The 22144-nt window shown below is 30.7% G+C and carries 23 protein-coding genes; 2 read left to right on the forward strand and 21 right to left on the reverse strand.

What is annotated here, in order from left to right:
* Position 1: 1 nt before the first annotated feature.
* The 19 genes from JMO20_RS07965 to JMO20_RS08055 all read right to left on the reverse strand — a co-directional run bounded on the left by JMO20_RS07965 (position 2) and on the right by JMO20_RS08055 (position 17099).
* Positions 2–340 (reverse strand): YlbF/YmcA family competence regulator, encoded by a 339-nt coding sequence (locus tag JMO20_RS07965; RefSeq protein WP_202709019.1) that lies wholly within the window; start codon positions 338–340, stop codon positions 2–4.
* 57 nt (positions 341–397) lie between these two features.
* The gene (locus JMO20_RS07970; RefSeq protein ID WP_202709020.1) at positions 398–997 is read right to left on the reverse strand and encodes a LysO family transporter; all 600 of its coding nucleotides are present in this window, start codon (positions 995–997) and stop codon (positions 398–400) included.
* A complete protein-coding gene (locus tag JMO20_RS07975; protein ID WP_202709021.1) occupies positions 987–1298 on the reverse strand; it encodes a LysO family transporter in 312 nt (103 codons plus the stop codon). Before JMO20_RS07975 ends, JMO20_RS07970 begins: the two co-directional genes overlap by 11 nt.
* Before the next feature lie 97 nt (positions 1299–1395).
* Complete coding sequence (locus JMO20_RS07980) at positions 1396–3063, reverse strand: RNase J family beta-CASP ribonuclease (protein ID WP_202709022.1); 1668 nt, start codon at positions 3061–3063, stop codon at positions 1396–1398.
* A gap of 209 nt (positions 3064–3272) precedes the next feature.
* Complete coding sequence (locus tag JMO20_RS07985) at positions 3273–3710, reverse strand: transcriptional repressor (RefSeq protein ID WP_202709023.1); 438 nt, start codon at positions 3708–3710, stop codon at positions 3273–3275.
* A gap of 209 nt (positions 3711–3919) precedes the next feature.
* Positions 3920–4615, reverse strand: a complete 696-nt coding sequence (gene sfsA, locus JMO20_RS07990) for a DNA/RNA nuclease SfsA (protein WP_202709024.1) — start codon at positions 4613–4615, stop codon at positions 3920–3922.
* A gap of 18 nt (positions 4616–4633) precedes the next feature.
* Positions 4634–4903 (reverse strand): DUF1292 domain-containing protein, encoded by a 270-nt coding sequence (locus JMO20_RS07995; RefSeq protein ID WP_202709025.1) that lies wholly within the window; start codon positions 4901–4903, stop codon positions 4634–4636.
* 16 nt (positions 4904–4919) lie between these two features.
* Positions 4920–5333, reverse strand: a complete 414-nt coding sequence (gene ruvX / locus JMO20_RS08000; RefSeq protein WP_202709026.1) for a Holliday junction resolvase RuvX — start codon at positions 5331–5333, stop codon at positions 4920–4922.
* Positions 5334–5345: 12 nt separating this feature from the next.
* Complete coding sequence (locus JMO20_RS08005) at positions 5346–6296, reverse strand: aldo/keto reductase (RefSeq protein WP_202709027.1); 951 nt, start codon at positions 6294–6296, stop codon at positions 5346–5348.
* Between the two features lie 5 nt (positions 6297–6301).
* Positions 6302–8509: a hypothetical protein gene (locus JMO20_RS08010; RefSeq protein WP_202709028.1), complete on the reverse strand. Its 2208-nt coding sequence runs from the start codon at positions 8507–8509 to the stop codon at positions 6302–6304.
* Between the two features lie 19 nt (positions 8510–8528).
* The gene (locus JMO20_RS08015) at positions 8529–8789 is read right to left on the reverse strand and encodes an IreB family regulatory phosphoprotein (protein WP_202709029.1); all 261 of its coding nucleotides are present in this window, start codon (positions 8787–8789) and stop codon (positions 8529–8531) included.
* Positions 8790–8854: 65 nt separating this feature from the next.
* Complete coding sequence (gene alaS, locus JMO20_RS08020; protein WP_202709030.1) at positions 8855–11494, reverse strand: alanine--tRNA ligase; 2640 nt, start codon at positions 11492–11494, stop codon at positions 8855–8857.
* A gap of 92 nt (positions 11495–11586) precedes the next feature.
* Positions 11587–12780: an AI-2E family transporter gene (locus JMO20_RS08025; RefSeq protein WP_202709031.1), complete on the reverse strand. Its 1194-nt coding sequence runs from the start codon at positions 12778–12780 to the stop codon at positions 11587–11589.
* Between the two features lie 104 nt (positions 12781–12884).
* The gene (locus JMO20_RS08030; protein ID WP_202709032.1) at positions 12885–13052 is read right to left on the reverse strand and encodes a YtxH domain-containing protein; all 168 of its coding nucleotides are present in this window, start codon (positions 13050–13052) and stop codon (positions 12885–12887) included.
* A gap of 50 nt (positions 13053–13102) precedes the next feature.
* Positions 13103–13639: a PRC-barrel domain-containing protein gene (locus JMO20_RS08035; RefSeq protein ID WP_202709033.1), complete on the reverse strand. Its 537-nt coding sequence runs from the start codon at positions 13637–13639 to the stop codon at positions 13103–13105.
* 77 nt (positions 13640–13716) lie between these two features.
* Entirely contained in the window at positions 13717–14808 is a 1092-nt protein-coding gene (gene mnmA / locus JMO20_RS08040; RefSeq protein ID WP_202709034.1) for a tRNA 2-thiouridine(34) synthase MnmA, read from the reverse strand.
* 203 nt (positions 14809–15011) lie between these two features.
* Positions 15012–15434, reverse strand: a complete 423-nt coding sequence (gene nifU, locus JMO20_RS08045; RefSeq protein ID WP_202709035.1) for a Fe-S cluster assembly scaffold protein NifU — start codon at positions 15432–15434, stop codon at positions 15012–15014.
* The gene (gene nifS / locus JMO20_RS08050; protein WP_202709183.1) at positions 15435–16595 is read right to left on the reverse strand and encodes a cysteine desulfurase NifS; all 1161 of its coding nucleotides are present in this window, start codon (positions 16593–16595) and stop codon (positions 15435–15437) included.
* A gap of 54 nt (positions 16596–16649) precedes the next feature.
* Entirely contained in the window at positions 16650–17099 is a 450-nt protein-coding gene (locus tag JMO20_RS08055; protein ID WP_202709036.1) for an RrF2 family transcriptional regulator, read from the reverse strand.
* A gap of 243 nt (positions 17100–17342) precedes the next feature.
* Between JMO20_RS08055 and JMO20_RS08060 the strand changes: the two genes are divergently transcribed.
* Positions 17343–18299 (forward strand): CAP domain-containing protein, encoded by a 957-nt coding sequence (locus JMO20_RS08060; RefSeq protein WP_202709037.1) that lies wholly within the window; start codon positions 17343–17345, stop codon positions 18297–18299.
* Between the two features lie 59 nt (positions 18300–18358).
* On the opposite strand, the gene JMO20_RS08065 is transcribed toward JMO20_RS08060, so the two are convergent.
* Both JMO20_RS08065 and cysD read right to left on the reverse strand, forming a co-directional pair.
* A complete protein-coding gene (locus JMO20_RS08065) occupies positions 18359–20158 on the reverse strand; it encodes a GTP-binding protein (RefSeq protein ID WP_202709038.1) in 1800 nt (599 codons plus the stop codon).
* A 27-nt stretch (positions 20159–20185) separates the two neighbouring features.
* The gene (gene cysD, locus JMO20_RS08070; protein ID WP_202709039.1) at positions 20186–21067 is read right to left on the reverse strand and encodes a sulfate adenylyltransferase subunit CysD; all 882 of its coding nucleotides are present in this window, start codon (positions 21065–21067) and stop codon (positions 20186–20188) included.
* Positions 21068–21240: 173 nt separating this feature from the next.
* Here cysD and JMO20_RS08075 point away from each other — a divergent pair, with 173 nt between their 5' ends.
* A complete protein-coding gene (locus tag JMO20_RS08075) occupies positions 21241–22065 on the forward strand; it encodes a sulfotransferase family protein (RefSeq protein WP_202709040.1) in 825 nt (274 codons plus the stop codon).
* Positions 22066–22144 lie beyond the last annotated feature (79 nt).

Raw genomic sequence — 22144 nt, forward strand, 5'->3', positions numbered from 1 at the left:
TTTACTTCTCTGTTTCAGTATCTATAGCTTCTCCCAATATCTTATATATATCATTCATAACCTGAGAGAACCTCATTTCTGAATTAAAAAATTCATTGACTGCAGGATTTTCAACTAAAACCTTCTCTAATCTTTTTAGCTCATCATTTTTAGATTGCTCTATCTTTTGTCCTTGCATCTGAGCCATTTGTACTTCCATAGCTTTTTTTCTAAAATCCTCTAGCATTTCTTTGGATTTAGGATTAGACATAACTCTTTTTCTTTTTTCAGTAAAATCCCTATATTCATTAGAATTTTTTAAAGCTCTTGCTAAATTATGAGCTGCATCATAAACATTCATTCATATCCCTCCCATACTAATTCTATGTAAAGCTTCTAATAATGTTTACAAATTAATCTAAAAAGGCAAATTAATCATGATTGGTACTAAAATGGGAACTGATGTTGACAAAATCACTCCTGTAACAAAGGAAATCACCGCTGTTTGAGGGCTCGTAGCACTAGAAATAACAGGCAATGAAGTATCCATAGCTGTTGCCCCTGCTGGTGCTATGCTTTCTACATATCCTATGTACTTAGCTATAAATGGAATTGATATTAAGGCTATAATTTCCCTTACAACATTTGATATGAATGCTAAAGCACTTAGTTCTGTAGAATAGTTAGTTAACATCATAGAAGATAAGGTATACCATCCTAACCCCGCACCAACCGCACCTGATTCATTTAACGGAAGCTTTATCAAAAGGCCACCTATCCAACTTCCAACTATACTTCCAATAATTATCATAATAGGTATTAGTAGAATTTTCAAGCCCATCTTTTTTATTTTTCCAAGAACTTCTTTATTTCTTCCAATATCTATCCCAACAAAGAACAGCAAAATACAAAGTCCAACATCTATTATTATATCTGTATTTTCTAATACTGAGCTTGGTAATATAAAGAGACCAGCAAAGATTCCAATTGATACAGATAGAATTATCCTAAGACTCATTGGATATTTCCCCCTTCCTTTCCTTCTTTAAGGTAAACTTAACTACAAATCTTACTAGTAGTACACTGCATACTATTGAAAATATGGACAGTATTATAGCCTGAAATCCTAATTTGAAGAATGAAGAGATAACTTTTTCATCTAGTCCTATTCTAACTCCCATTACAAATAATAGAAAGAGCAATGCCCCACTTTGAATATGATTTAACTTATTTATAATTTTTGTTCCAGCTAATTCTTTATATCCAACGAGACCACCAATAATTAAAATTCCTAAGTATAAAATTAATCTATAAAACATTTAAGATACCCCCTATTTTTCTATTTCTATTATATAAGAATTTCATGAATATTAGAAATAGAAAAATGAAAAAAGAAAAGTCGTAGCTAGCTACGACTTAAACTTCCATAATAATTGGTAAAATCATTGGATTTCTCTTAATCTTACTATATAAATAATTTCTCAATGCATCCCTAATGTTCGACTTTAATGTAGCCCAATCAGTAATTTGCTTTTTCTCACATTCAATCATTACATCTCTAACTACGCCTCTTGCTTCTTCCATTAAGTCCTCTGATTCCCTAACATAAACGAATCCTCTTGAGATTATATCTGGCCCAGAAACAACTTGACCGTCTTCTCTTTTGATTGTCACAACAACTACTATCAATCCATCTTCGGAAAGATGTTTTCTATCTCTAAGAACGATATTTCCTACATCTCCTACTCCAAGACCATCTACTAGAATGTTGCCAGCTTGAACAAAGGAGCCAAATTTAGCATTATTCTTAGTAAATTCTATAACAGCACCATTTCTACCAACAAATATATTTTCCTTAGGCATACCTAAATTCTCAGCAAGTTCTGCATGTTGCTTTAGATGTCTATACTCACCATGAACAGGTATGAAGTATTTGGGCTTCACTAAAGTATGCATTAGCTTCAACTCTTCTTGACAAGCATGACCTGAAACGTGTACATCCGCCAATGCTTCATATATAACATTAGCACCCTTTTTAAACAATTGATTTATTACTTTAGAAACCATTTTTTCATTTCCTGGTATTGGTGATGCCGAGATAATCACTAAATCTCCTGAATGTAATTCCATTAACCTGTGATCTGATGAAGCTAGTCTTGATAAAGCTGACATTGGTTCACCTTGACTACCAGTGGTAATAACCACTATTTTATTATCAGGGTATTTATCTATTTCTTTAATATCAATTAGTACTCCATCTGGTATATTTAAATATCCTAGTTCTACACCAACACTTACTACATTTACCATACTTCTACCAGAAACTGCTACCTTTCTGTTAAATATAACAGCTGCATTAACAATCTGTTGAACTCTGTGTATGTTTGATGCAAAGGTTGCAACTATAATCCTCTGCTTTGCAGCAGTCATAAAAATATCATTAAAAGTGTCACCAACTGTACTCTCTGACATTGTATATCCAGGTCTCTCTACATTAGTACTATCAGCTAACAATGCTAATACGCCCTTTTTACCTAGTTCAGCAAACTTTTGAAAGTCCATTACTTCACCGTTAATTGGTGTGTAATCAATTTTAAAGTCTCCTGTATGAAGTATTGTTCCTAAAGGTGTATGTACTGCTATAGCTACTGAATCAGGTATACTATGACTAGTTCTTATAAATTCAAGTGTAAATTTCCCAATTTTAATATTGCTTCCTGGTTTAATAGTATTTAAAGTAGTATTCTTAAGATTATGTTCCTTTAATTTGTTTTCAACAAGTCCTAATGTAAGCTTAGTTCCATAAACAGGCACATTTATCTTTTTTAATACATATGGCAATGCTCCTATATGGTCCTCATGACCATGGGTAAGAACTATAGCTTTTATCTTATCCTTGTTCTTTAATAGATATGTTATGTCCGGAATAACAACATCTATCCCTAGCATTTCATCCTCTGGGAAGCTTAGTCCACTATCAATTACAACTATTTCGTCCTCATACTCTATAACTGTAATGTTTTTCCCAATCTCATAAAGTCCTCCCAGGGGAATTATTTTTAGTTTTTCTTCCTTCTTTGACACCGTATCACTCTCCTAAATTATTTATTTTGTCCGAATCTACACTTAAATTTATTTAAAACGTTCAAAATAGTTATTATTATTTAATTACTTAATTCTAAAAAAATATTAAAATACATACTTAATATATATGTTAACCAGACATGGAGCTAAAAATTTACACTATTAAAATATAAAATATATTTTCAAAAAAATAAATCCCTTCATGGGATTTATTTGCTACAGTCTTCACAATAACCAAAGAACTTCACATTGTGATCCACTATTTTAAATTTCCCTTCTTTTTCAATTTCCTCTTCAAGATTTTCCAGTAAATCTATTTCAACCTCAATTACTTTACCACAATTAAGACATATCAAGTGATGATGTCTATGATCATTAGAATTTGAATTTATCTCATATCTATTACATCCATCATTAAAATTTAGCTTATATACTATTTCTAGCTCTTCTAATAGTTGGAGAGTTCTATAAACAGTAGCTAAGCCGATTTCTGGATATTTATTTTTCACTTTATCATATATTTCCTCTGGACTTAAGTGGAGTCCTTGATTCTCTAAGATAACATCTAAAATGATTCTCCTCTGTGTGGTTAGTTTATATCCCTTTTCCTTAAGTCTAGATTTTAAATCACTAATTAAAGCTTCCACAATAACACCTACTTTTAAACTTTCTATAATATAGTCTATACTTATAATATGAAAAAGTCAACAAATTTGTTAATAATTGATAATCATTTTCTTTTGATAATGAAATATTTGATTGATTTAGATTTGAATTTTTCACCGAAAATACTGTATTTATAGCCATTTTTTTTGATAAAAAGCAAAATCATTGATTCTAAATATTTTTTGTTGAATTAAATAATTATTTTTATCTCACTTTCTATAAAAATACTTTTATTCGTAACCTTACATAACAAAGCTTTTATTAATACACCAGAATTTTTGGCTTTTTCTAATGCAGCTGAGAAATCAGGATCCATATCCCAATTTGGTCTAAAAATTTTAGCATCATTTCTTTGAATTACAAAAATTATACCTGCCTCTATTCCATGTTCTTTAGCATCTATTAATTCATATACATGCTTAGTACCCCTCGTTGTCGGAGCATCAGGAAATTTAGCTATACCATTTTCCACAAAGGTTACACATTTAGCTTCTATTAGACTTCTTTTTTTTGGACCTAGTAAACCAATATCTAATCTACTATTACCATAAACCACTTCTTTTTTTACATCATCATAATCTTGAAAAAAAGACAATTGTCTATCCTTAAATGCTTTATATAATAACGTATTAGGAAGCTTTGAATCTATGGAAACAAGAATATTATTATAATAAACCATTAATAAATCAAAATTAGTTTTTCTAGTTTCACTATTTACCTTTCTTACAATAATTCTTGCTCCTTCTGTTAAAAGCTCCTTCATTCTGCCGGTGTTGGGAACATGGGTCATTTCTAGATTCCCATCTACGATTATCTCAGCTAAAAATCTATTTAATCTCTTTTTAAAGACACCTTCAAGTAGGTTCCCTTCAAAGTCAATTTTCATCTTTAAGCTCCAAATAATCTATATTATTTCATCAGCTAAAGCTTCGTAAGCAGCAACTACGTCGTCAAACTCTGATTGATCTTCAATATTAACTAATATAGTTTCGCCATTTTCATCCATATCAATTCTTAAAATATATGCTTCTTCCTCTTCTTCATCAGTTGGGAACAATACTGCATACTCATTTTCTTCAATTTCAAAGGTTGCAACAACTTCAAATTCGATTTCAACACCATTTTCATCAATTAAACTTATTATATTCTTTTCATTATTGTCTTTTTTGCTCATTATTAACCCTCCATAATCATTTTATTTTTTCTAAATAGGATTGTAAAATAAAGGTAGCAGCTACCTTATCAATTACTCCTTTTCTCTTTTTTCTACTAACATCAGCATTTATTAAAGCTCTTTCAGCTGAAACGGTAGTTAATCTTTCATCTTGAAGAATAACTTCAACTTCAAGCTTACCTTTAAGCTTGTCAATAAACTTCAAGACTTTTTCTCCTTGAGGTCCTATAGTATTATTCATATTCTTAGGAAGTCCAACTACTACTTCCTTTATATCATATTTTTCTATTATTTCAGATAACTCTTGTAAATCTGTTTTTATTCCTTTTCTCCTAATAGTAGTCACACCTTGAGCAGTAAGTCCCAATGGATCACTAACGGCAACTCCTATAGTTTTATCTCCCACATCTAAACCCAATAACCTCTTCATTCCTACCTCCAATTATATTACTTTAATACAGAATTCAGGACACCCTTTAGCACAGTATCCACAAAATACACATTTATCATATACGGGAACAGCTTTCCCATTAACAATCTCTATTCCTCCATGCTGACATACTTCTACACATTTACCACAGCCTAAACACCATTCAGCAATATGTAGTTTTCTACCCTTTTTATTTAATTTATCTTTAATATACTTAGGTATTGAGCCTTTTTCCAAAAGGTTAACATTTGCATCTACTTCATCCTGTGACTGCATTCCTATGGCTATTGAATGTAAAAAAGGAATATCTCTAACAAAATTAAAGGCTTCTTCAACACTTTTTATAAGGTGTCCTCCACCAAGGGGTTTCATACCATATATACCTTTTCCTTTATTATATGCCATTTCTATTCCCTTAATCATATCTTCAATTGTACCATCGCTAATACCTATCCCTAGTTTATTAACAATTGGATGAAGTACCTCTATCTCGTCATACTTTAGTGAATCTACTACACCTTGTACACGATGGGTAGAAATACCAAATGCCCTTATTAAACCCTTTTCCTTAGCCTTTAAAAAATATTCAATAGCTTCATAATGTCCTCTAATGGTATGCTCACTTTCTTGCTCATGCAAAAGAAATATATCTATGTAATCAGTATCCAAATCATTTAGAGCCTTCCGTAGACTGGCTTCCGCCGTTTCCTTTGAATATGAATATGACTTAGTTGCAATAACAAAATCTTTTCTATTAATATGCTTTAGAGCTTCCTTTATATATCCATAATTATCATATAATTCAGCAGTATCTATAAAATTTATGCCCCTATCAAAGGAGTATTTAATTATCTCAGCTCCCCTTTTAATCGGAAGAGCAGCCTGTAATGGACTAATAGTTAAAGAACCAAAACACAAACCCGATACCTCTATGTCAGTATTACCCAATTTTTTATATTTCATTATACTCACTTCCCTAATATATTTGTTTCATTTATCCTAACTATTGTAACATATATCAAGGAGATAGTAATATAAATATTTGAAATACTTGCCATTATTATACCTGAATCATTGACCATAAGTCCCACTAAATTTGCAACTAAAGTACTGGTAAATCCTATGGCAATATATTTATGTTCTTTAAAAATATCTATAATTATCTTTTCAAAGTTCTTCATAAGAACTATCATGCTTAATGCCGTAATTATAAGAACCTTAGTCCAAATCGTAATTCCAAAAAGTCTTAAATTCATAAATATTTTTCTTCTAGCTATTTCTAAAATATATAAAGGATTCTGTTTTAAGATTACTAATAGTAATCTTCCTAAGTGCGTTGGATTTTCATTAAAAAAACCATCTATTATTGCAATTATACCAATTCCTAAAAATAATAGTGTTAATAAAATAAAAATCCTTTTTAAATTAATCTTGTAATTAAATACCCCAAAGATGAATATAGTAATCATAAAAAATACTGCTATACTTCCACCTACATTAGCACCTATTTGAGGATGAGACGTTACTAATAAGATTATTCCCAAAAAAGATAGTATATAATAGTGTTTATTAAATATTTGTAAGAAACAACCGATAAAGACTCCGCTTACACCTAGTAAAACTCCAACCATTTCATTGCCAATTCCAAAATATCTTGCTCCTATAATAGGATCATATCCTAAAACAGAAAATTTAATTAGACTTCCACCAGTTACCATATCAATAATTAGTAAAAGTAAAGTAGCTCCACTTATACAAATTAGCCTATACTTTTCTTTAATAGTTAATATTAATAAACAAATAATAACAAAAATCAAAATACTATATAAAATAAATCCAAAATAACTTTCTACATCTATAATGGATATAAGTATAAAAACTAAGGGAATGACAAGTACAAGTAATAAAAGTATTCTTAAAATATTAATTATTGTATTAAATAGAATTCCTTCTAAATCTTTATGTTTAGCAAAAATCCACAATATAATAGTTAAAATAGTCACCATAAATATAGTTATATAACTAAATATTTTTAGCGCTTTTGGTCTGATTTCAGATATTAAAATGGTTTTATTATTCAAATTTTTTATGTATTCATAATTATCTTCCAAGTATTTAATCGTCATGGGATATCCTAAAAAGCTATCACTTGAAGCTCCTAGATAACTTGAAATGGTTGGTGCTATATCTATATTTGATACAATTCCTTTTCTTCTTGTTGTTCCTGAGGTCAATAAGCCTTTATTTTTATTTCCTTGCCAGATAATTAATGGCGATAATCTACTTTTATCTTCAAAATATTCTTGTCCATTTGGGCTTATTATCATAACCATAGACTCTCTATCATCTATTTCATCTATTAAATTACCAATAAAATTATCTATGTATTTTAAAGCTATATTTCTATGATATAAATACATCTCTTCCGATAGATATTTTTTATTTTCATTTAATCTATTCAAATCTCCTGTATCAACAACTATTAAATTAGCTTTTTTTTCAGTCTTTTTCACTTCGTTTATTATCTTATCATAATCTGTCCTAATATTGCCAATAAAAGTCTTATCATTAATTACAATATCATCAATATTACCATAATCAATATAACCATTACTGTCCATGGCAATTAAACAACTTTCTCTACCAAATGAATCAGCAGTATCTGAGTTACCAAATACTGCTGTTTTATAGCCATTTTCATGAATACTATCTCCTAATGCTCCTATATAAGGAGAATAATCCATGTTCTTATTATTTTTTAATAATTCCATTATATTCAAATTAATAATCCCTAAGTCAGCTAAGTCTTGTCCCACTCTATTATGGTATATTTCCTTGTTCTCATTATTGATTATAAAAAATTCTGCACTACTGTTATTTGCATATGCTCTAGATGAAGCATTTATAGTAAGATACCCCTGGAATCCATCATATCCCTTAGCCCCTCTAATGTTCATTAAAGCAATGCTACCAGTATCCGCCAAGTAGCTTAAGTTATTCATTTTTTCAATATCTTCTAATGTAATAGTGTTTATTATTATTGCATAAACTCTTTTGTCACCATAATCAGAAGTAGTTATCCTAGCTTTGTCAATTGAAGCCCCATTAACCCTAATTAAAGCCATACTCAGCAAAGCTAAAGTTAATAAGGTTATCATTGTTTTTTTAGGAATCAATTAAACCTCTCCTATAATGCTACATATTCTCCCTAAGGTAGCTCTTTAGTAGTTCTTCTAACAATTCATCTCTTTCTAGCTTCCTAATTATACTTCTAGCATTATTATAGCTAGTTATATAGGTTGGATCTCCAGATAATATGTATCCTATCATTTGATTTATTGGCTTATAGCCCTTCTCCTCTAGTGCTTTATACACACTAGTAATGATTTCCTTTGCTTCATTAACATTATCCTTCTCAACAGTAAATTTCATGGTTTGATTCATATCTTTATTCATAGAAACTCACCCCTTTACTCTTATTATATAGTAAAAAGAACTTAAAAAACAGTCTTCAAAGATATTTATTTCATTTGTTCTTTTACTAAATTTTCAACCTTATTAAGTGCTTCTTCTAGCTTCCCAGGATCTTTTCCACCAGCCTGAGCCATATCTGGACGACCACCGCCGCCTCCTCCAGTTATCTTAGAAACTTCCTTAATTATTTTACCAGAATGTATCCCTTTTGATACTAAATCTTTAGTACACATTGCAACTAAATTAACTTTTCCATTACTTACAGTCCCTAGAACTAATAATATGGAATCCATTGAATCCTTTATCTTATCTCCTAGTTGCCTTAAGCCATTAGCATCCATTCCTTCAACTACCTTAGAAATAACATTTACTCCATCAACATCTCTAATATCATTTACTATGTCATCTAATTGAGTCATTGCCAATTTAGATTTCAACTTATCAATTTCTTTTTCAAGGCTCTTTGTCTCTTCTGTTATAGACTGAGCTTTATTTAACAAATCATTTTTATTAGTCTTTAGTATGCCCGCAACATCATTGATTTGCTCTTCCATATTATTCATATACTCATAAACATACTCTCCAGTAATAGCCTCTATTCTTCTAACTCCAGAAGCAATTCCAGATTCACTAATTATCTTAAATAAACCAATATTACTAGAGTTTTTGATATGAGTTCCTCCACATAGTTCCTTGCTATATTCTCCTACCATAACTACTCTCACATTGGAACCATATTTCTCATCAAACAATGCTTCTGCTCCAAGTTTCTTAGCTTCCTCTAAAGATGTTTCTATAGTCTTAACATCTAAACCTTCTAGTATTACTGTATTTACCTTCTCTTCAACTACTCTCAGTTCATCTTCTTTAAGAGCTTCAAAGTGAGTAAAGTCAAATCTTAGTCTTTCTGGCATAACTAAGGATCCTGCCTGATTTACATGTTCACCTAAAACTTCTTTCAACGCTTTATGAAGTATATGAGTTACTGAGTGATTTCTAGCTGTATTTATTCTCTGTTTTCTGTCTACAATAGTTTCTATTGTATCTCCAACTTTTATTTGACCTTTATTTACACTCACAAAGTGAAGGAATATATTTCCACTTTCTTTCTTTGTATCAGTAACCTTTGCTTCACAGAAATTATTAATAAAAATCCCTTTATCTCCTATCTGTCCACCACTTTCAGCATAAAAAGGAGTTTTATCTAGTATAACTATTCCTTCTTCATCTTCACCTAATCTATCAACCTTATTATCTTCCTTAATAATAGATACCACCCTTGAAGAGGAAGTTAAACTTTCATAACCTTCAAACTCTGTACTATTAAGATTTGTAAGATTATATGAGCTTGAATTCCATACACTATTGCTTCCTTCTTCTCTTGCTTTTCTAGCTCTTTCTCTTTGCTGTTCCATTTCATGATTAAAGGATTCTTCATCAACAGTTAATCCTTCTTCTTCCAAAATCTCTTTTGTTAAATCCAATGGGAAACCATATGTGTCATATAATTTAAAGGCTTTTTCACCTGCTAATTCAGTTTTACCTTCATTTTTAATAATATCTATGTAATCCTTTAAAATATTTATTCCTTGATCAATTGTCTCTTGGAATTTCTCTTCTTCAATTCTAATGATTTTTTGGATTTGTTCCTGCTTTTCCTTCGTTTCAGGGTATACTCCCTTCCAAAGATCTATTACTACTGGCACTAGTTTATAAAGAAAATTGTCAGTAATTCCTAATAATTTGCCATGTCTTGCAGCTCTCCTAATCAATCTTCTTAAAACATATCCTCTACCTTCATTACTTGGTAATATACCATCAGATACTAAGAAAGTCATTGCCCTTAAGTGATCAGTTATAACTCTCAATGACATGTCATTTTTGTCGTTACTTCCGTACTTAACGTTACTTGCTTCTTCAACAGCTTTTAAAATACTAACTATTGGTTCTATTTCAAATATATTATTAACCTGTTGTGAAACAACAGCCATTCTTTCTATACCCATTCCAGTGTCTATATTAGGATTTGGCAATGTGTTGTAATTACCTTGTTCATCTTTATCATATTGAGAGAATACTAGATTCCAAACCTCAACGAATCTTTCACAATCATCACATCCTGGTTTACAATCTTCACTATCACACCCATGTTCTTCTCCTCTATCGATATAAATTTCTGAACATGGCCCACAGGGTCCAACCTCTAATTCCCAGAAATTATCATCCTTACCCAATCTAACTATCTTTTCTTCAGGCATTTTTATAACATCTTTCCAAATATCATAAGCCTCATCATCTTCCTCATATACAGAAGCCCAAAGTATATCAGGTGAAACTTCCATCCTTTCGGTCATAAATTCCCATGCCCATTCAATAGCTTCTTTTTTGAAATAATCTCCAAAGGAAAAGTTTCCTAACATCTCAAAAAAAGTACCATGTCTTGAAGTCTTACCCACATTATCTATATCTCCAGTTCTTAAACACTTCTGACAATTAGCCATCCTTCTTTTTGGAGGTTCTTCTGTTCCCATAAAATATGGTTTTAATGGAGCCATACCTGCATTTATTAGCAATAAACTCTTATCATTTTTTGGTACTAATGAAAAACTCGATGTAACTAAATGATCCTTTTCCTTAAAGAAATTCAAAAATTCTTCCCTAATTTCATGCAATCCTAATTTTTTCATATATGTCACTCCCTCTCAAAATATGGGAATATCTCGTCCCAATTATCTATATGTAGGATTATAAATAAAAAGTATTTTCATGTCAATATACCCTAAATATTCGTAACTTTTTCTATAATAAACCCTGATAATATCCTTATTATTGCTGCAACAGGTACAGCTAAAAGCATTCCGAGAATTCCACCAATATTAGCACCAATCAATAAAGCAACAATAACTATTACTGGATGCAATCCAACACTTTCTCCTACAATCTTAGGAGATAGGATATTACTCTCTATCTGTTGAATAACTACAAAAAGTATTATAACCCATATTGCTTTAATAGGTCTATCTAAAAGTGCAAAGAATACTGCTGGAATTGTACCAATTATTGGTCCAAAGAAAGGAATAAAGTTAGCTATTCCTGCAATCAATCCAATTATCAAGGCGAAATCAATACCCAATATAGCTAATCCTATAACGGTAAAAACTCCAACGAATAAAGCTACTATTATTTGCCCTCTAATAAACTTACTAAGTACTGTATCTATTTCTCTTCCTACTTTCATTGTATCAGGCCTAAATCTCTTAGGAATTAATAAATATATTTTTTTCTTAAAATAATCTTTATCCTTAAGAAAATAGAATGTTAGTATTGGTATAATAATTAATCCTAATATCTTTGAAAACATATTTATAATAGAAGTAGTAAAATTTTGTATACCTTCAACCAAAGAGCCTTGCACTTTATTCAAATTATTCTTAATGACTTCTTGAATTCCTTGAAGTTCTGGTGGTAAATCCTTAAGGTTGTCAGCATACCTTAAATAAAGCTCATTTAAATTATTAAAGTATCCTATTAGCTCTTCAAAGTAAACATCTATATTTTTACCAAGCTTTTGAAACTCTAAGCTAATTCGTGGAAAAATGATTATTGCAAGTACTACTATAATTCCAATTAATAATAAATAAATCAACAATACTCCCCATAGCCTTTTTATCCCTTTATCCTCTAAAATATTTACAAGAGGATTTAATAAATATGCAAATGCTATCGAATAAATAACTGGCATAAACAAGCCTTTAATATCTGATGAATCTCTAAATATGTAATACAATAAAAATAACCCTAGGACTATAAATACTAGCCAAATTATGTATTTTCTTGTAATTTTAAATCTTTCGTCCTCCAAAACATATTTATTACCTATATGTATTAAATAATAAATAAGTAAGCCAATAAAGCAAGTCAAAAAGATTTCTTTTGCATATCCTAATACTGTTAAAAAAAAGATGTTATCCATGATTTACCCCCTTAATTAGAAATAAATAATTAATTACTTAAAATATTCCAATATGTACTTAAAAGAAAAGGCAGCAAAGCTGCCTTCTTTAACTTCTAAACAATTTAAAACATGCCCATTCCCATGTTACTAACTACATTAGATAGCATTTTCTTGCTAGTTTTCATAGCTTTCTTTCTTTGTCTTGGGCTCATTTTATTGAATGCGTACATTCCTGCAGTAGCACCAATAATACTTCCAGCCATCATACCAGACATGAATTTACCTTTCATTGTATTCACTCCTTTATTTTGCTGGATATTATTAGTTTGCTTCAATTGTGCTATTGCAATTCTAGAAGTTTTTTGAAAGTTTCCTTGTTTTTTTCAAATTGACCCTTAATTTCATTTGAAACAATTAATGCTTGATCTCCATATGTTATACCCTTCATACAAGGTAATATATTACGTCCTTCCTTTAAATCTTGAAATAATCCATCTGTTAAAACAAATCCAAGGATTTTTCCATTACTACCATCAAAGATTGTATCATATACCAATCCAAGACTATCACCATTTTCAGTTAAGACTTCTTCACCATTAATTCTTCGTTTTTCTTCTATAAGAGACTCAATCTCAGGAAATGCCCGAGGGTCTTCAAGAGCCATCCTACTTTTTATCATTATAGCATCACTTCCAATAGATTCAATATTTTTAAATTGAATATATTTTAATGTAGGAAAGAAATTGCCATCTGACACTAAAAACCCAAGAATTCTAAGCTTATTTTTTGAATAAACGATATCCTTAATAGTTGCTATTTTATTACCTTGATTTTTGTCCAAAATTGGAAGACTTATAACATCTCTTTCTCTTTTCATGGCAAAAACTCCTCTTAAATGTCAATATATAATTAAAATTTTACATTAATTATTATTCCACATTAAAAGGATTTGTATTATTTACTTCTAATAATAGTTCCTCCACCAATAACCAAGTCTCCATCATAAAAAACTACTGATTGACCAGGTGTTATTGCTCTTACAGCATTTTCAAATTCTACCTTAATTTTGTTATTTTTCAAAGGGTATATAGTAGCTTCCTGACCTTTGGAATTATATCTAATTTTGGCAGATACCTTCATAGGCTCTGTAAGCTTTTCTATAGATATAAAATTAATATCATCAGCTATGAGTTCAGTAGCAAATACTTCTTTATTTTCTCCTACAACAACCTCATTTTTTTCTGGATTAATATCAATTACATATACAGGTTTACCTAATGCAATTCCCAGTCCTTTTCTTTGTCCAATTGTGTAATTAGTAATACCTTTATGTTCTCCAACTATTTTCCCTTTAGTATCGACAAAATTTCCAGGCTTTATTTTATAATCTGCATTTTCCTCTATAAATTTTCCATAATTATCATCTTCAACAAAACAAATCTCTTGGCTATCAGGTTTATCTGCAACTATTAATCCTAGTTCTCTAGCAATTTCACGTACTTCGTCCTTATTGTTAAATTCCCCCAAAGGCATTAAAGTATGCTTAAGTTGTTCTTGGGTCATATTATATAAAGCATAGGTTTGGTCTTTCTCAGCTGCATCTGATTTTTTAAGTAGATATCTATCCTTTTCTTCATTATATACAATTGTTCCATAATGACCTGTAGATACATAATATGCTCCTAAACTATTTGCTCTTCTTAGCAGTTCTTCAAACTTTACATATCTATTACAAGCTATACATGGGTTTGGCGTTTTCCCTTGACCATACTCATCTATAAAATAGTCAATTACTTTCTCTTTAAATATATCCTTAAAATTCATTACGTAGTGAGGAATAGATAGCTTATTACATACCATTCTAGCATCTTCTACAGCTGAAAGTGAACAGCATCCACCCTCCTTTTCAACAGCATTTCCATCCTTATCCTGCCATATTTGCATGGTTACTCCAATAACATCATAACCTTGTTTTTTAAGTAGATAGGCTGCTACTGAGCTATCCACACCGCCACTCATTCCAATGACTACCTTTTTCTTATCCATAAATCTTCACCTCAAAATCTTCTTCGCCAAAATCTCTCTTAGGAGAAATTGCATAAATTATAATATGAAATTTACTAATATATTCTCTTATTAATGTAACACTAAATTAGATTATTATCAACAAAAAAACTACTGTTAAACAGTAGTTTTTATAAAGACTAGACTCGACTAATGTCGAGTCTTTAATCTATTATCACTATTATTTAATGTTCGTGTACATCTTCATCGGGATCAAAATCCTTTAATTGTTCAATTTCAATGCCATTTTTTTTAGAATAATCTAATAGTGCAGCTTTTACAGCTTGTTCAGCTAATACTGAACAGTGCATTTTTACTGGTGGTAATCCACCTAACGCTTCAGCAACAGCTTTATTAGTTAGTTTTAATGCCTCTTCAATAGTCTTTCCCTTTATAAGTTCAGTTGCCATACTTGAAGTTGCTATAGCAGAACCACATCCAAATGTTTTAAATTTAATATCAACTATTACGTCATCTTCAATCTTTAAGTACATCTTCATTATATCTCCACATTTAGGGTTTCCTACTTGACCCACCCCATCAGCATTTTCTATTTCCCCAACATTCCTTGGATTAGAGAAATGATCCATTACTTTTTCTGAATACATCTATTTGTCCTCCTTTACGTTCTCATATAGTGGAGACATTTTTCTTAATCTATCCACTATAGTTATGAGATTTTCAACAACATAATCCACTTCTTCTTCTGTATTAAAATCTCCCAATGATAATCTTAGAGAGCCATGGGCTATTTCATGAGGCAATCCTATAGATAACAAAACATGGGATGGATCTAATGACCCTGATGTACAAGCTGAACCACTTGAACCTGCCACACCTACCATATCTAGACTTAATAACAACGCCTCTCCTTCAATAAACTCAAATGAGAAATTTACATTATTAGAAAGCCTCTTTTCAGGATGCCCATTTAATTTAACATGACTAATATTATTAGCTATATCTTTTATTAACTTATCTCTAAGTTTTATTAATTTTTTATTATGTTCATCTATATTTTCACATGCCATTTCAATTGCCTTAGCAAACCCAACTATAGAAGGTACATTTTCAGTTCCTGCTCTTCTATTCTTTTCTTGAGCTCCTCCATGAATATGGGGATGAATTTTTACTCCCTTCCTTATATATAAAGCCCCAATACCCTTTGGACCATATATTTTATGGGCTGACATAGAAAGCATATCTATATTTAAATCATCTACATCTATCTCTATTTTCCCAACTGCCTGTACGCCGTCAGTATGGAAAAAAACTCCATTTTTCTTAGCTATCTCACCGATTTCTTTTACAGGTTGAATAGTTCCAATTTCATTATTTGCAAACATAATTGATATAAGTATTGTTTTATCAGTTATCGCTTCTTCTAATTCCTTTAAATCCACAATACCATTTTCATCTACATCTAAGTAAGTAACATCAAATCCATTTCTTTCTAAGTATTCACAGGTGTGTAAAATTCCATGATGCTCAACTTTACTAGTTATAATATGATTTCCTTTTTTCTTATTAGCAAAAGCAACTCCCTTTATAGCCCAGTTATCAGCTTCGCTTCCTCCACTTGTAAAATATATCTCTTTAGGATTAGCTCCTATTGCATTGGCAACTTTATTCCTTGAATCATCAATTGCTGCTTTCCCTTCTCTCCCTAATCTATATATACTAGATGGATTTCCATATTTTTCAGTAAAATATGGGAGCATTTCATCTAGAACCTCCTTTTTAACTGGAGTCGTTGCAGCATTATCCATATAAACGTTCTTTACCACTCTAATCTACCTCCCAAAGTTAGAAATAAATTTATACTAAATGTAATACATATAACCCTGGCCTTCATTCTTCTCTTTATGCTCATCGACCATATCTTGCAAAGTTATAGAATCAATTACATCATTTATACTATCTCTAATTTTCATCCAAATGGTTTTTGTAACACAATAATTTAGCTTGTCACAATTTACCTCTTCATTTTCTAAGACACAATCTGCTGGCGCAATATCACCTTCTAAAGCTCTAATAACATTACCCACTGTTATATTTTTAGGTGAATCATTTAACAGATATCCACCCTGAGCGCCCCTCACACTGTTCACCAGACCACTTTTTCTAAGAACAGCAATTAACTGCTCTAAATAATGTTCTGAAATATCCTGGCTATCAGCTATGTTTTTTAATGGTGTTGGTCCTTCTCCGTAATGCAAAGCAAGTTCAAACATTGCCTTAAGACCGTATCTACCCTTTGTAGATAACTTCATTTAATCACCTCTTTTTGAATCCCTAGTGTTATACTTGGTATTTCATCCTAAGTATAATATACCCAAGTATTTTTGTCAACATTCAAACTCATTATAAATAATGAAAAAAATTTAACAATTTTTTCTTTTTATTTTTCTATTATTACCTAGTAGACCAAATATTACATAAAGGTTGATGTAGATATATGTCGAATTTGTATAAAGAAAGGCAGTTATTTAATTAAAAATTGGAGGTAGATTATATTGAAAAATAAAGGAAAAATAATAGGATTTGTGGCAGGATCAGCTCTATTACTAGCATCTACCAGTGCTAGTTATGCGGATATCGTAATAGGAAATAGTAATTATAATAATTCTTATGGTTACAGTCTTTCCGGGCATAGTACTTCATCATCAAATAATACAGTGACAACTAAACCTAATAAAGATAACCAGACAAATAATAATCAAAGTAAGGATACAACTACAGGAGGTAAATCTAATAACAGTAATTCATCAAACACCTCTTCAGGTGGAGGATATTATTATGTTTCTCCCTATAATTCAAATAATGGTAGAAGTAATTCAGTGTCATTATCTAGTGCTAAAACATATAATGATAATGTAGATAATAAGAATTCAAATACTTCTAATCAAAATAATACTAATAACAACTCAGGAACTACATACAATCCTGTAGATACAGGCAATTCAAATAGTGGTGTTATAATTGATAATTCAAATTCAGGTGGAAGCAATTCATATACTTTGCCAAAAGCGACTAAACCTGCCACTGATACTGTTACCAAAAAACCTTCAGAGGAAGTTTTATCTTCGCTACCTGATTATGAATTGACAAGCGAGAAACAAACATTATTAAACTTAATTAATAAGGAAAGAGTAGCAGCTGGATTAAATCCGTTAAAAATTGACCCTGATTTAACTAGAATTGCACAATTAAAATCTCAGGACATGTATGATAATTCATATTTCTCACATGAATCACCTGTTTTTGGTAAAACATCTTCTTTAATTAGAAAGCAAGGAATAAGATATTATTCCTATGGAGAGAACATAGGTAGAACTTATAGCGTTTATAGAGCTCACAATGGTTTTATGAACTCTCCCGGTCACAAGGCCAATATTATGAATCCAAACTATACTCATATTGGGTTAGGTATTGTAGGTAATTATTATACAGAAGTATTTATTCAAAAGTAAAAGATCTTCTTAAACAGTAAAGAGCTGCCAGTGTGTTGGCAGCTCTTTATTTTAGTATTTTATAATTTATCTTCGTATATCATAGAAACTATATCAGTTAACCCATCCTCTATACTTTTTTCATCTATTTTAATTGTAGGATTTAAATCTGTACATATATTATCACCAATCCATACGGATATTAAATTATGATTGTTTATAGAAGTCTTAATTATATTTAAGTCATAGTTACAGATATCTTTTGCTGTTACAATTAATATTAGCCCTGCATCTAATAAAATGTTTGCTACTTCTGCAAGCCTTCTCATATATTCTTTATCACTGCTTGGAGATATATCTTTGATATCTGCATCTATGCCATATAAAACACTACTAATTCCTATATAGTATACAATTTTTTCATCCATAAATAGTCTTTTTTCTAACTCTTTTGCAAAAGATTTTCTTAATTCACTATTATTGCCAGAAATCATTATCAACGTTGGAACCTGATTATATTGCCTTATTCGTTCTTCATATCCTATCATACTTTTTTCCCATCTTGAGTTTCTTTTTAGCACCTTATCTCTAACCCACATCTGGGTGTCTTCAATTTCTTCTAATATTAATCCTCCGCCGGATATTATATAATCATCTATAATAACAAATCGCCCAGTTTCAAGAATTTCTGTTGCTATATCAAAGGCTATTGCACTATCAGTTCTCATTATGCATTCTGCAACCATGTGCTTTCTTATAGTATTACTTTCCTGTTCTTTTAAGCTTGAAGCATCTATTACTCTGACGACTTTTTCAAGAGTCACTCCTACCTTAGTTGTCCCTATCTTTAATAAATATTTTTTTCCAACATTCATAGGCTTATTACCTAGCCAAAATAGATTTGCTTTAAACCTACTAGTCACTACAGAAGAGTCATCCTTTGACGAAACCATTACTTCTCCTCTTTTAATATATATTTGCTCTTCCAATGTAAAGCCAACTGGTTGACCGGCACTAGCGTTATATTTTTTCGCAATATTAAATCCTTCTATAGATTTTATTCTACTTTTTTTGCCAGAAGGTAAGAATGTAACCTCATCACCCACATTTATGTTACCAGTGGAAACAGTACCAGCAACAATCCTCCTCTTATCACCATCTCTAGTAAACTTATATACACCTTGAACAGGCATTCTGAAATTTTTATTATCATCCATCTCTTCATTTTTAAAATCATCTAGTTCTTCCAACACAGTATTTCCTTCATACCATTCCATCTTATTTGATTTAGATGCTATATTGTCACCAATCATACCACTAACTGGGATAAAAGATTTTGGCATAACATCAATTTTATTTAAAAATTTGATGTATTCATTAACAATACTTTTATATACTTCTCTATCATAATTAACTAAATCCATCTTATTAATTAATACAGTTACCTGCTTTATTCCTAGCATTGACAACATATATCCATGTCTTAATGAATTTTCTTGAATTCCCTCATTAGCATCTATTACTAAAAGAGCTGCTTCAGCTCTTGATGCTCCTGTTATCATATTTTTTAAAAACTCTATATGTCCTGGTGAATCAATAATAATATACCTTCTCTTATTAGTTTTAAAAAAGCATCGTGCATTATCAATAGTAATTCCCTGAGACTGTTCATCCTTTAAAGCATCTAGTAAGAATGCGTATTCAAAGGGTTTAGAATTTCTTCTACAAGTTTCTCTCACCTGCTCTAGCTTTCCTTCGGGCAAAGAATCAGTATCCACCAACATTCTACCTATTATAGTGCTCTTTCCGTGATCCACATGCCCCACTATTACAATATTCATATCATTTTTGTCACGTTGATTACTTATTTGCTCAATCATATGATATTCCCCCTACTGTTCTAATAATTACATATATCCATCTTTCCTCAATTCCTCTAGACCTCCGCCATCTTCTTTATCTTGCTCTCTACCAGATCTTTCTGCAATTTTAGATAGCTTACCAGTTTTCAACTCTTCAATAATAGCTTCTACCGTCTTAGCATTAGATTTTATAGGGCTAGTGCATGGTGCACAACCTAATGATCTATATCTTGTTCCATCGCCTTGGTCAAAATATAATGAAACAACTGGAATATTCTCTTTTTTAATATATTCCCATATATCTAATTCTGTCCAATCAAGCAATGGATGAATTCTTACATGAGTACCTAATGGAAAATCTGTATTGAACTGATCCCAAAATTCTGGAGGCTGGTCTCCTAAGTCCCAGTTATTATTCTCATCTCTAGGTGAAAAATATCTTTCTTTTGAGCGTGTCCCTTCCTCATCTGACCTAATACCTAATATAACCCCTTCATAAGGTTCATTATTATCATCTATCTCATATTTTTTAGTTTCATGATTTAATCTAAATCTATTTCCTTCTCCTGATAACGTCTTCTGTAAAGCTTCAGTTTTTAGCTTCTTACAGCATTGAATTCTAGTTATGTTTCCATCTGGATATGTTTCTTTATTTTCTAAAGCTTTAACATTTTGACCATAAATCATATCTAGTCCCCAATCTATGGCAACTTTATTTCTATGCTCTATCATTTCAGGTATTTTATAGCTAGTGTCTATATGAACCAACGGAAAAGGAACGTGACCAAAAAATGCTTTTCTTGCTAGCCATAATAAGACCGTACTATCCTTTCCTATTGACCATAACATACAAAGATTCTTAAACTCGCTATAGGCTTCTCTTAAAATATAAATACTCTTAGCTTCCAATTTCTCTAAGCGATTCATTTATTTACCCCCTTAATCCTTTTTCACAATATAATATTCATAGATTAAATCTTTGTGTAAGTGTTTTTATTGTAACTGAGATTATTTTTAACTATATTTAATCATCAGTATCTTATTTCTCTGTAACAATACAAATTTTTAGAAATAAAATGATATAAGAAAGGAGTGTTTTTATGACAAAAAATATAAAAGAATCTGTCAATTATAATCCCATTATAATGGGAGGCGCAGGCCGTTCTGGAACCACACTTCTAAGAGTTATGCTTAATGCCCATCCCTATTTATGTAGTGGTCCAGAATTCAAACTTTTTCCTAGTATCATAAATCTATATATGCAATGCAAAAAATTTGGTGGCATAATGGAAGCTTATAGTCAAGATTTGTCTGACATTCAAAATTCTTTTAGAGAGTTTATATATAGTTTTTTTGAAAAGCATATCGAGGAGTCTAAAGCCAAAAGATTAGTTGAAAAAACTCCCCATAATGTATTAATAATGAAAGAACTTTGTGAGATCTTCCCAGATGCAAAATTTATACATGTGATTAGAGATGGTAGAGATGTAGCTTCTTCACTCTTAAAAATGAATTGGGTTGACTTCAATGGAAATAAAGTTCCATACACTCAAAACATTAAAAAAGCGGCTGCATATTGGAATCAGATTGTTGCAAAGGCCATCTCAGATTCTAATACAAGTTATCTTAATAATAAGGTATATACTGTAAAGTATGAGGATTTAATTCTTAATACAGAACAAACTTTAAAGGATATATTATCTTTCTTAAATGAACCATGGAATGAGAAAATTCTAGATTATCATAAAATAGAAAGAGGGTATGAGCCAAAGGAATCTAGTACAGACCAAGTCTCAAAGAATCTATACTCAAAATCCATTAAAAGATGGGAAAAAGAATTTAGTGAATCTGATAAAAAAGATTTCAAAGAAGAAGCTGGAAAATTATTAATAGAATTAGGTTATGAAAAAGATATGAACTGGTAATTATAAAAAATAGCAACTGATTAAAGCATCACTTTAACAGTTGCTTGATTACTATCTTATATATTAGTTGCAAACAAAC

Origin of the sequence: Sporosalibacterium faouarense, assembly GCF_016765695.1 — a bacterium.
GTDB lineage: Bacteria > Bacillota > Clostridia > Tissierellales > VENL01 > Sporosalibacterium > Sporosalibacterium faouarense.

Excerpts from the sequence above, each read along its gene's own strand:
- nifS (WP_202709183.1), bottom strand. The coding sequence starts at position 16,595 with ATGGATAATGCTGCAACGACTCCAGTTAAAAAGGAGGTTCTAGATGAA.
- cysD (WP_202709039.1), bottom strand. The coding sequence starts at position 21,067 with ATGAATCGCTTAGAGAAATTGGAAGCTAAGAGTATTTATATTTTAAGA.
- JMO20_RS08065 (WP_202709038.1), bottom strand. The coding sequence starts at position 20,158 with ATGATTGAGCAAATAAGTAATCAACGTGACAAAAATGATATGAATATT.
- JMO20_RS08030 (WP_202709032.1), bottom strand. The coding sequence starts at position 13,052 with ATGAAAGGTAAATTCATGTCTGGTATGATGGCTGGAAGTATTATTGGT.
- JMO20_RS07970 (WP_202709020.1), bottom strand. The coding sequence starts at position 997 with ATGAGTCTTAGGATAATTCTATCTGTATCAATTGGAATCTTTGCTGGT.
- nifU (WP_202709035.1), bottom strand. The coding sequence starts at position 15,434 with ATGTATTCAGAAAAAGTAATGGATCATTTCTCTAATCCAAGGAATGTT.
- JMO20_RS07965 (WP_202709019.1), bottom strand. The coding sequence starts at position 340 with ATGAATGTTTATGATGCAGCTCATAATTTAGCAAGAGCTTTAAAAAAT.
- JMO20_RS07995 (WP_202709025.1), bottom strand. The coding sequence starts at position 4,903 with ATGAGCAAAAAAGACAATAATGAAAAGAATATAATAAGTTTAATTGAT.
- JMO20_RS08005 (WP_202709027.1), bottom strand. The coding sequence starts at position 6,296 with ATGAAATATAAAAAATTGGGTAATACTGACATAGAGGTATCGGGTTTG.
- JMO20_RS08025 (WP_202709031.1), bottom strand. The coding sequence starts at position 12,780 with ATGGATAACATCTTTTTTTTAACAGTATTAGGATATGCAAAAGAAATC.
- alaS (WP_202709030.1), bottom strand. The coding sequence starts at position 11,494 with ATGAAAAAATTAGGATTGCATGAAATTAGGGAAGAATTTTTGAATTTC.
- JMO20_RS07975 (WP_202709021.1), bottom strand. The coding sequence starts at position 1,298 with ATGTTTTATAGATTAATTTTATACTTAGGAATTTTAATTATTGGTGGT.
- mnmA (WP_202709034.1), bottom strand. The coding sequence starts at position 14,808 with ATGGATAAGAAAAAGGTAGTCATTGGAATGAGTGGCGGTGTGGATAGC.
- JMO20_RS08055 (WP_202709036.1), bottom strand. The coding sequence starts at position 17,099 with ATGAAGTTATCTACAAAGGGTAGATACGGTCTTAAGGCAATGTTTGAA.
- ruvX (WP_202709026.1), bottom strand. The coding sequence starts at position 5,333 with ATGAAGAGGTTATTGGGTTTAGATGTGGGAGATAAAACTATAGGAGTT.
- JMO20_RS08015 (WP_202709029.1), bottom strand. The coding sequence starts at position 8,789 with ATGAATAAAGATATGAATCAAACCATGAAATTTACTGTTGAGAAGGAT.
- sfsA (WP_202709024.1), bottom strand. The coding sequence starts at position 4,615 with ATGAAAATTGACTTTGAAGGGAACCTACTTGAAGGTGTCTTTAAAAAG.
- JMO20_RS08035 (WP_202709033.1), bottom strand. The coding sequence starts at position 13,639 with ATGAAAAGAGAAAGAGATGTTATAAGTCTTCCAATTTTGGACAAAAAT.
- JMO20_RS08075 (WP_202709040.1), top strand. The coding sequence starts at position 21,241 with ATGACAAAAAATATAAAAGAATCTGTCAATTATAATCCCATTATAATG.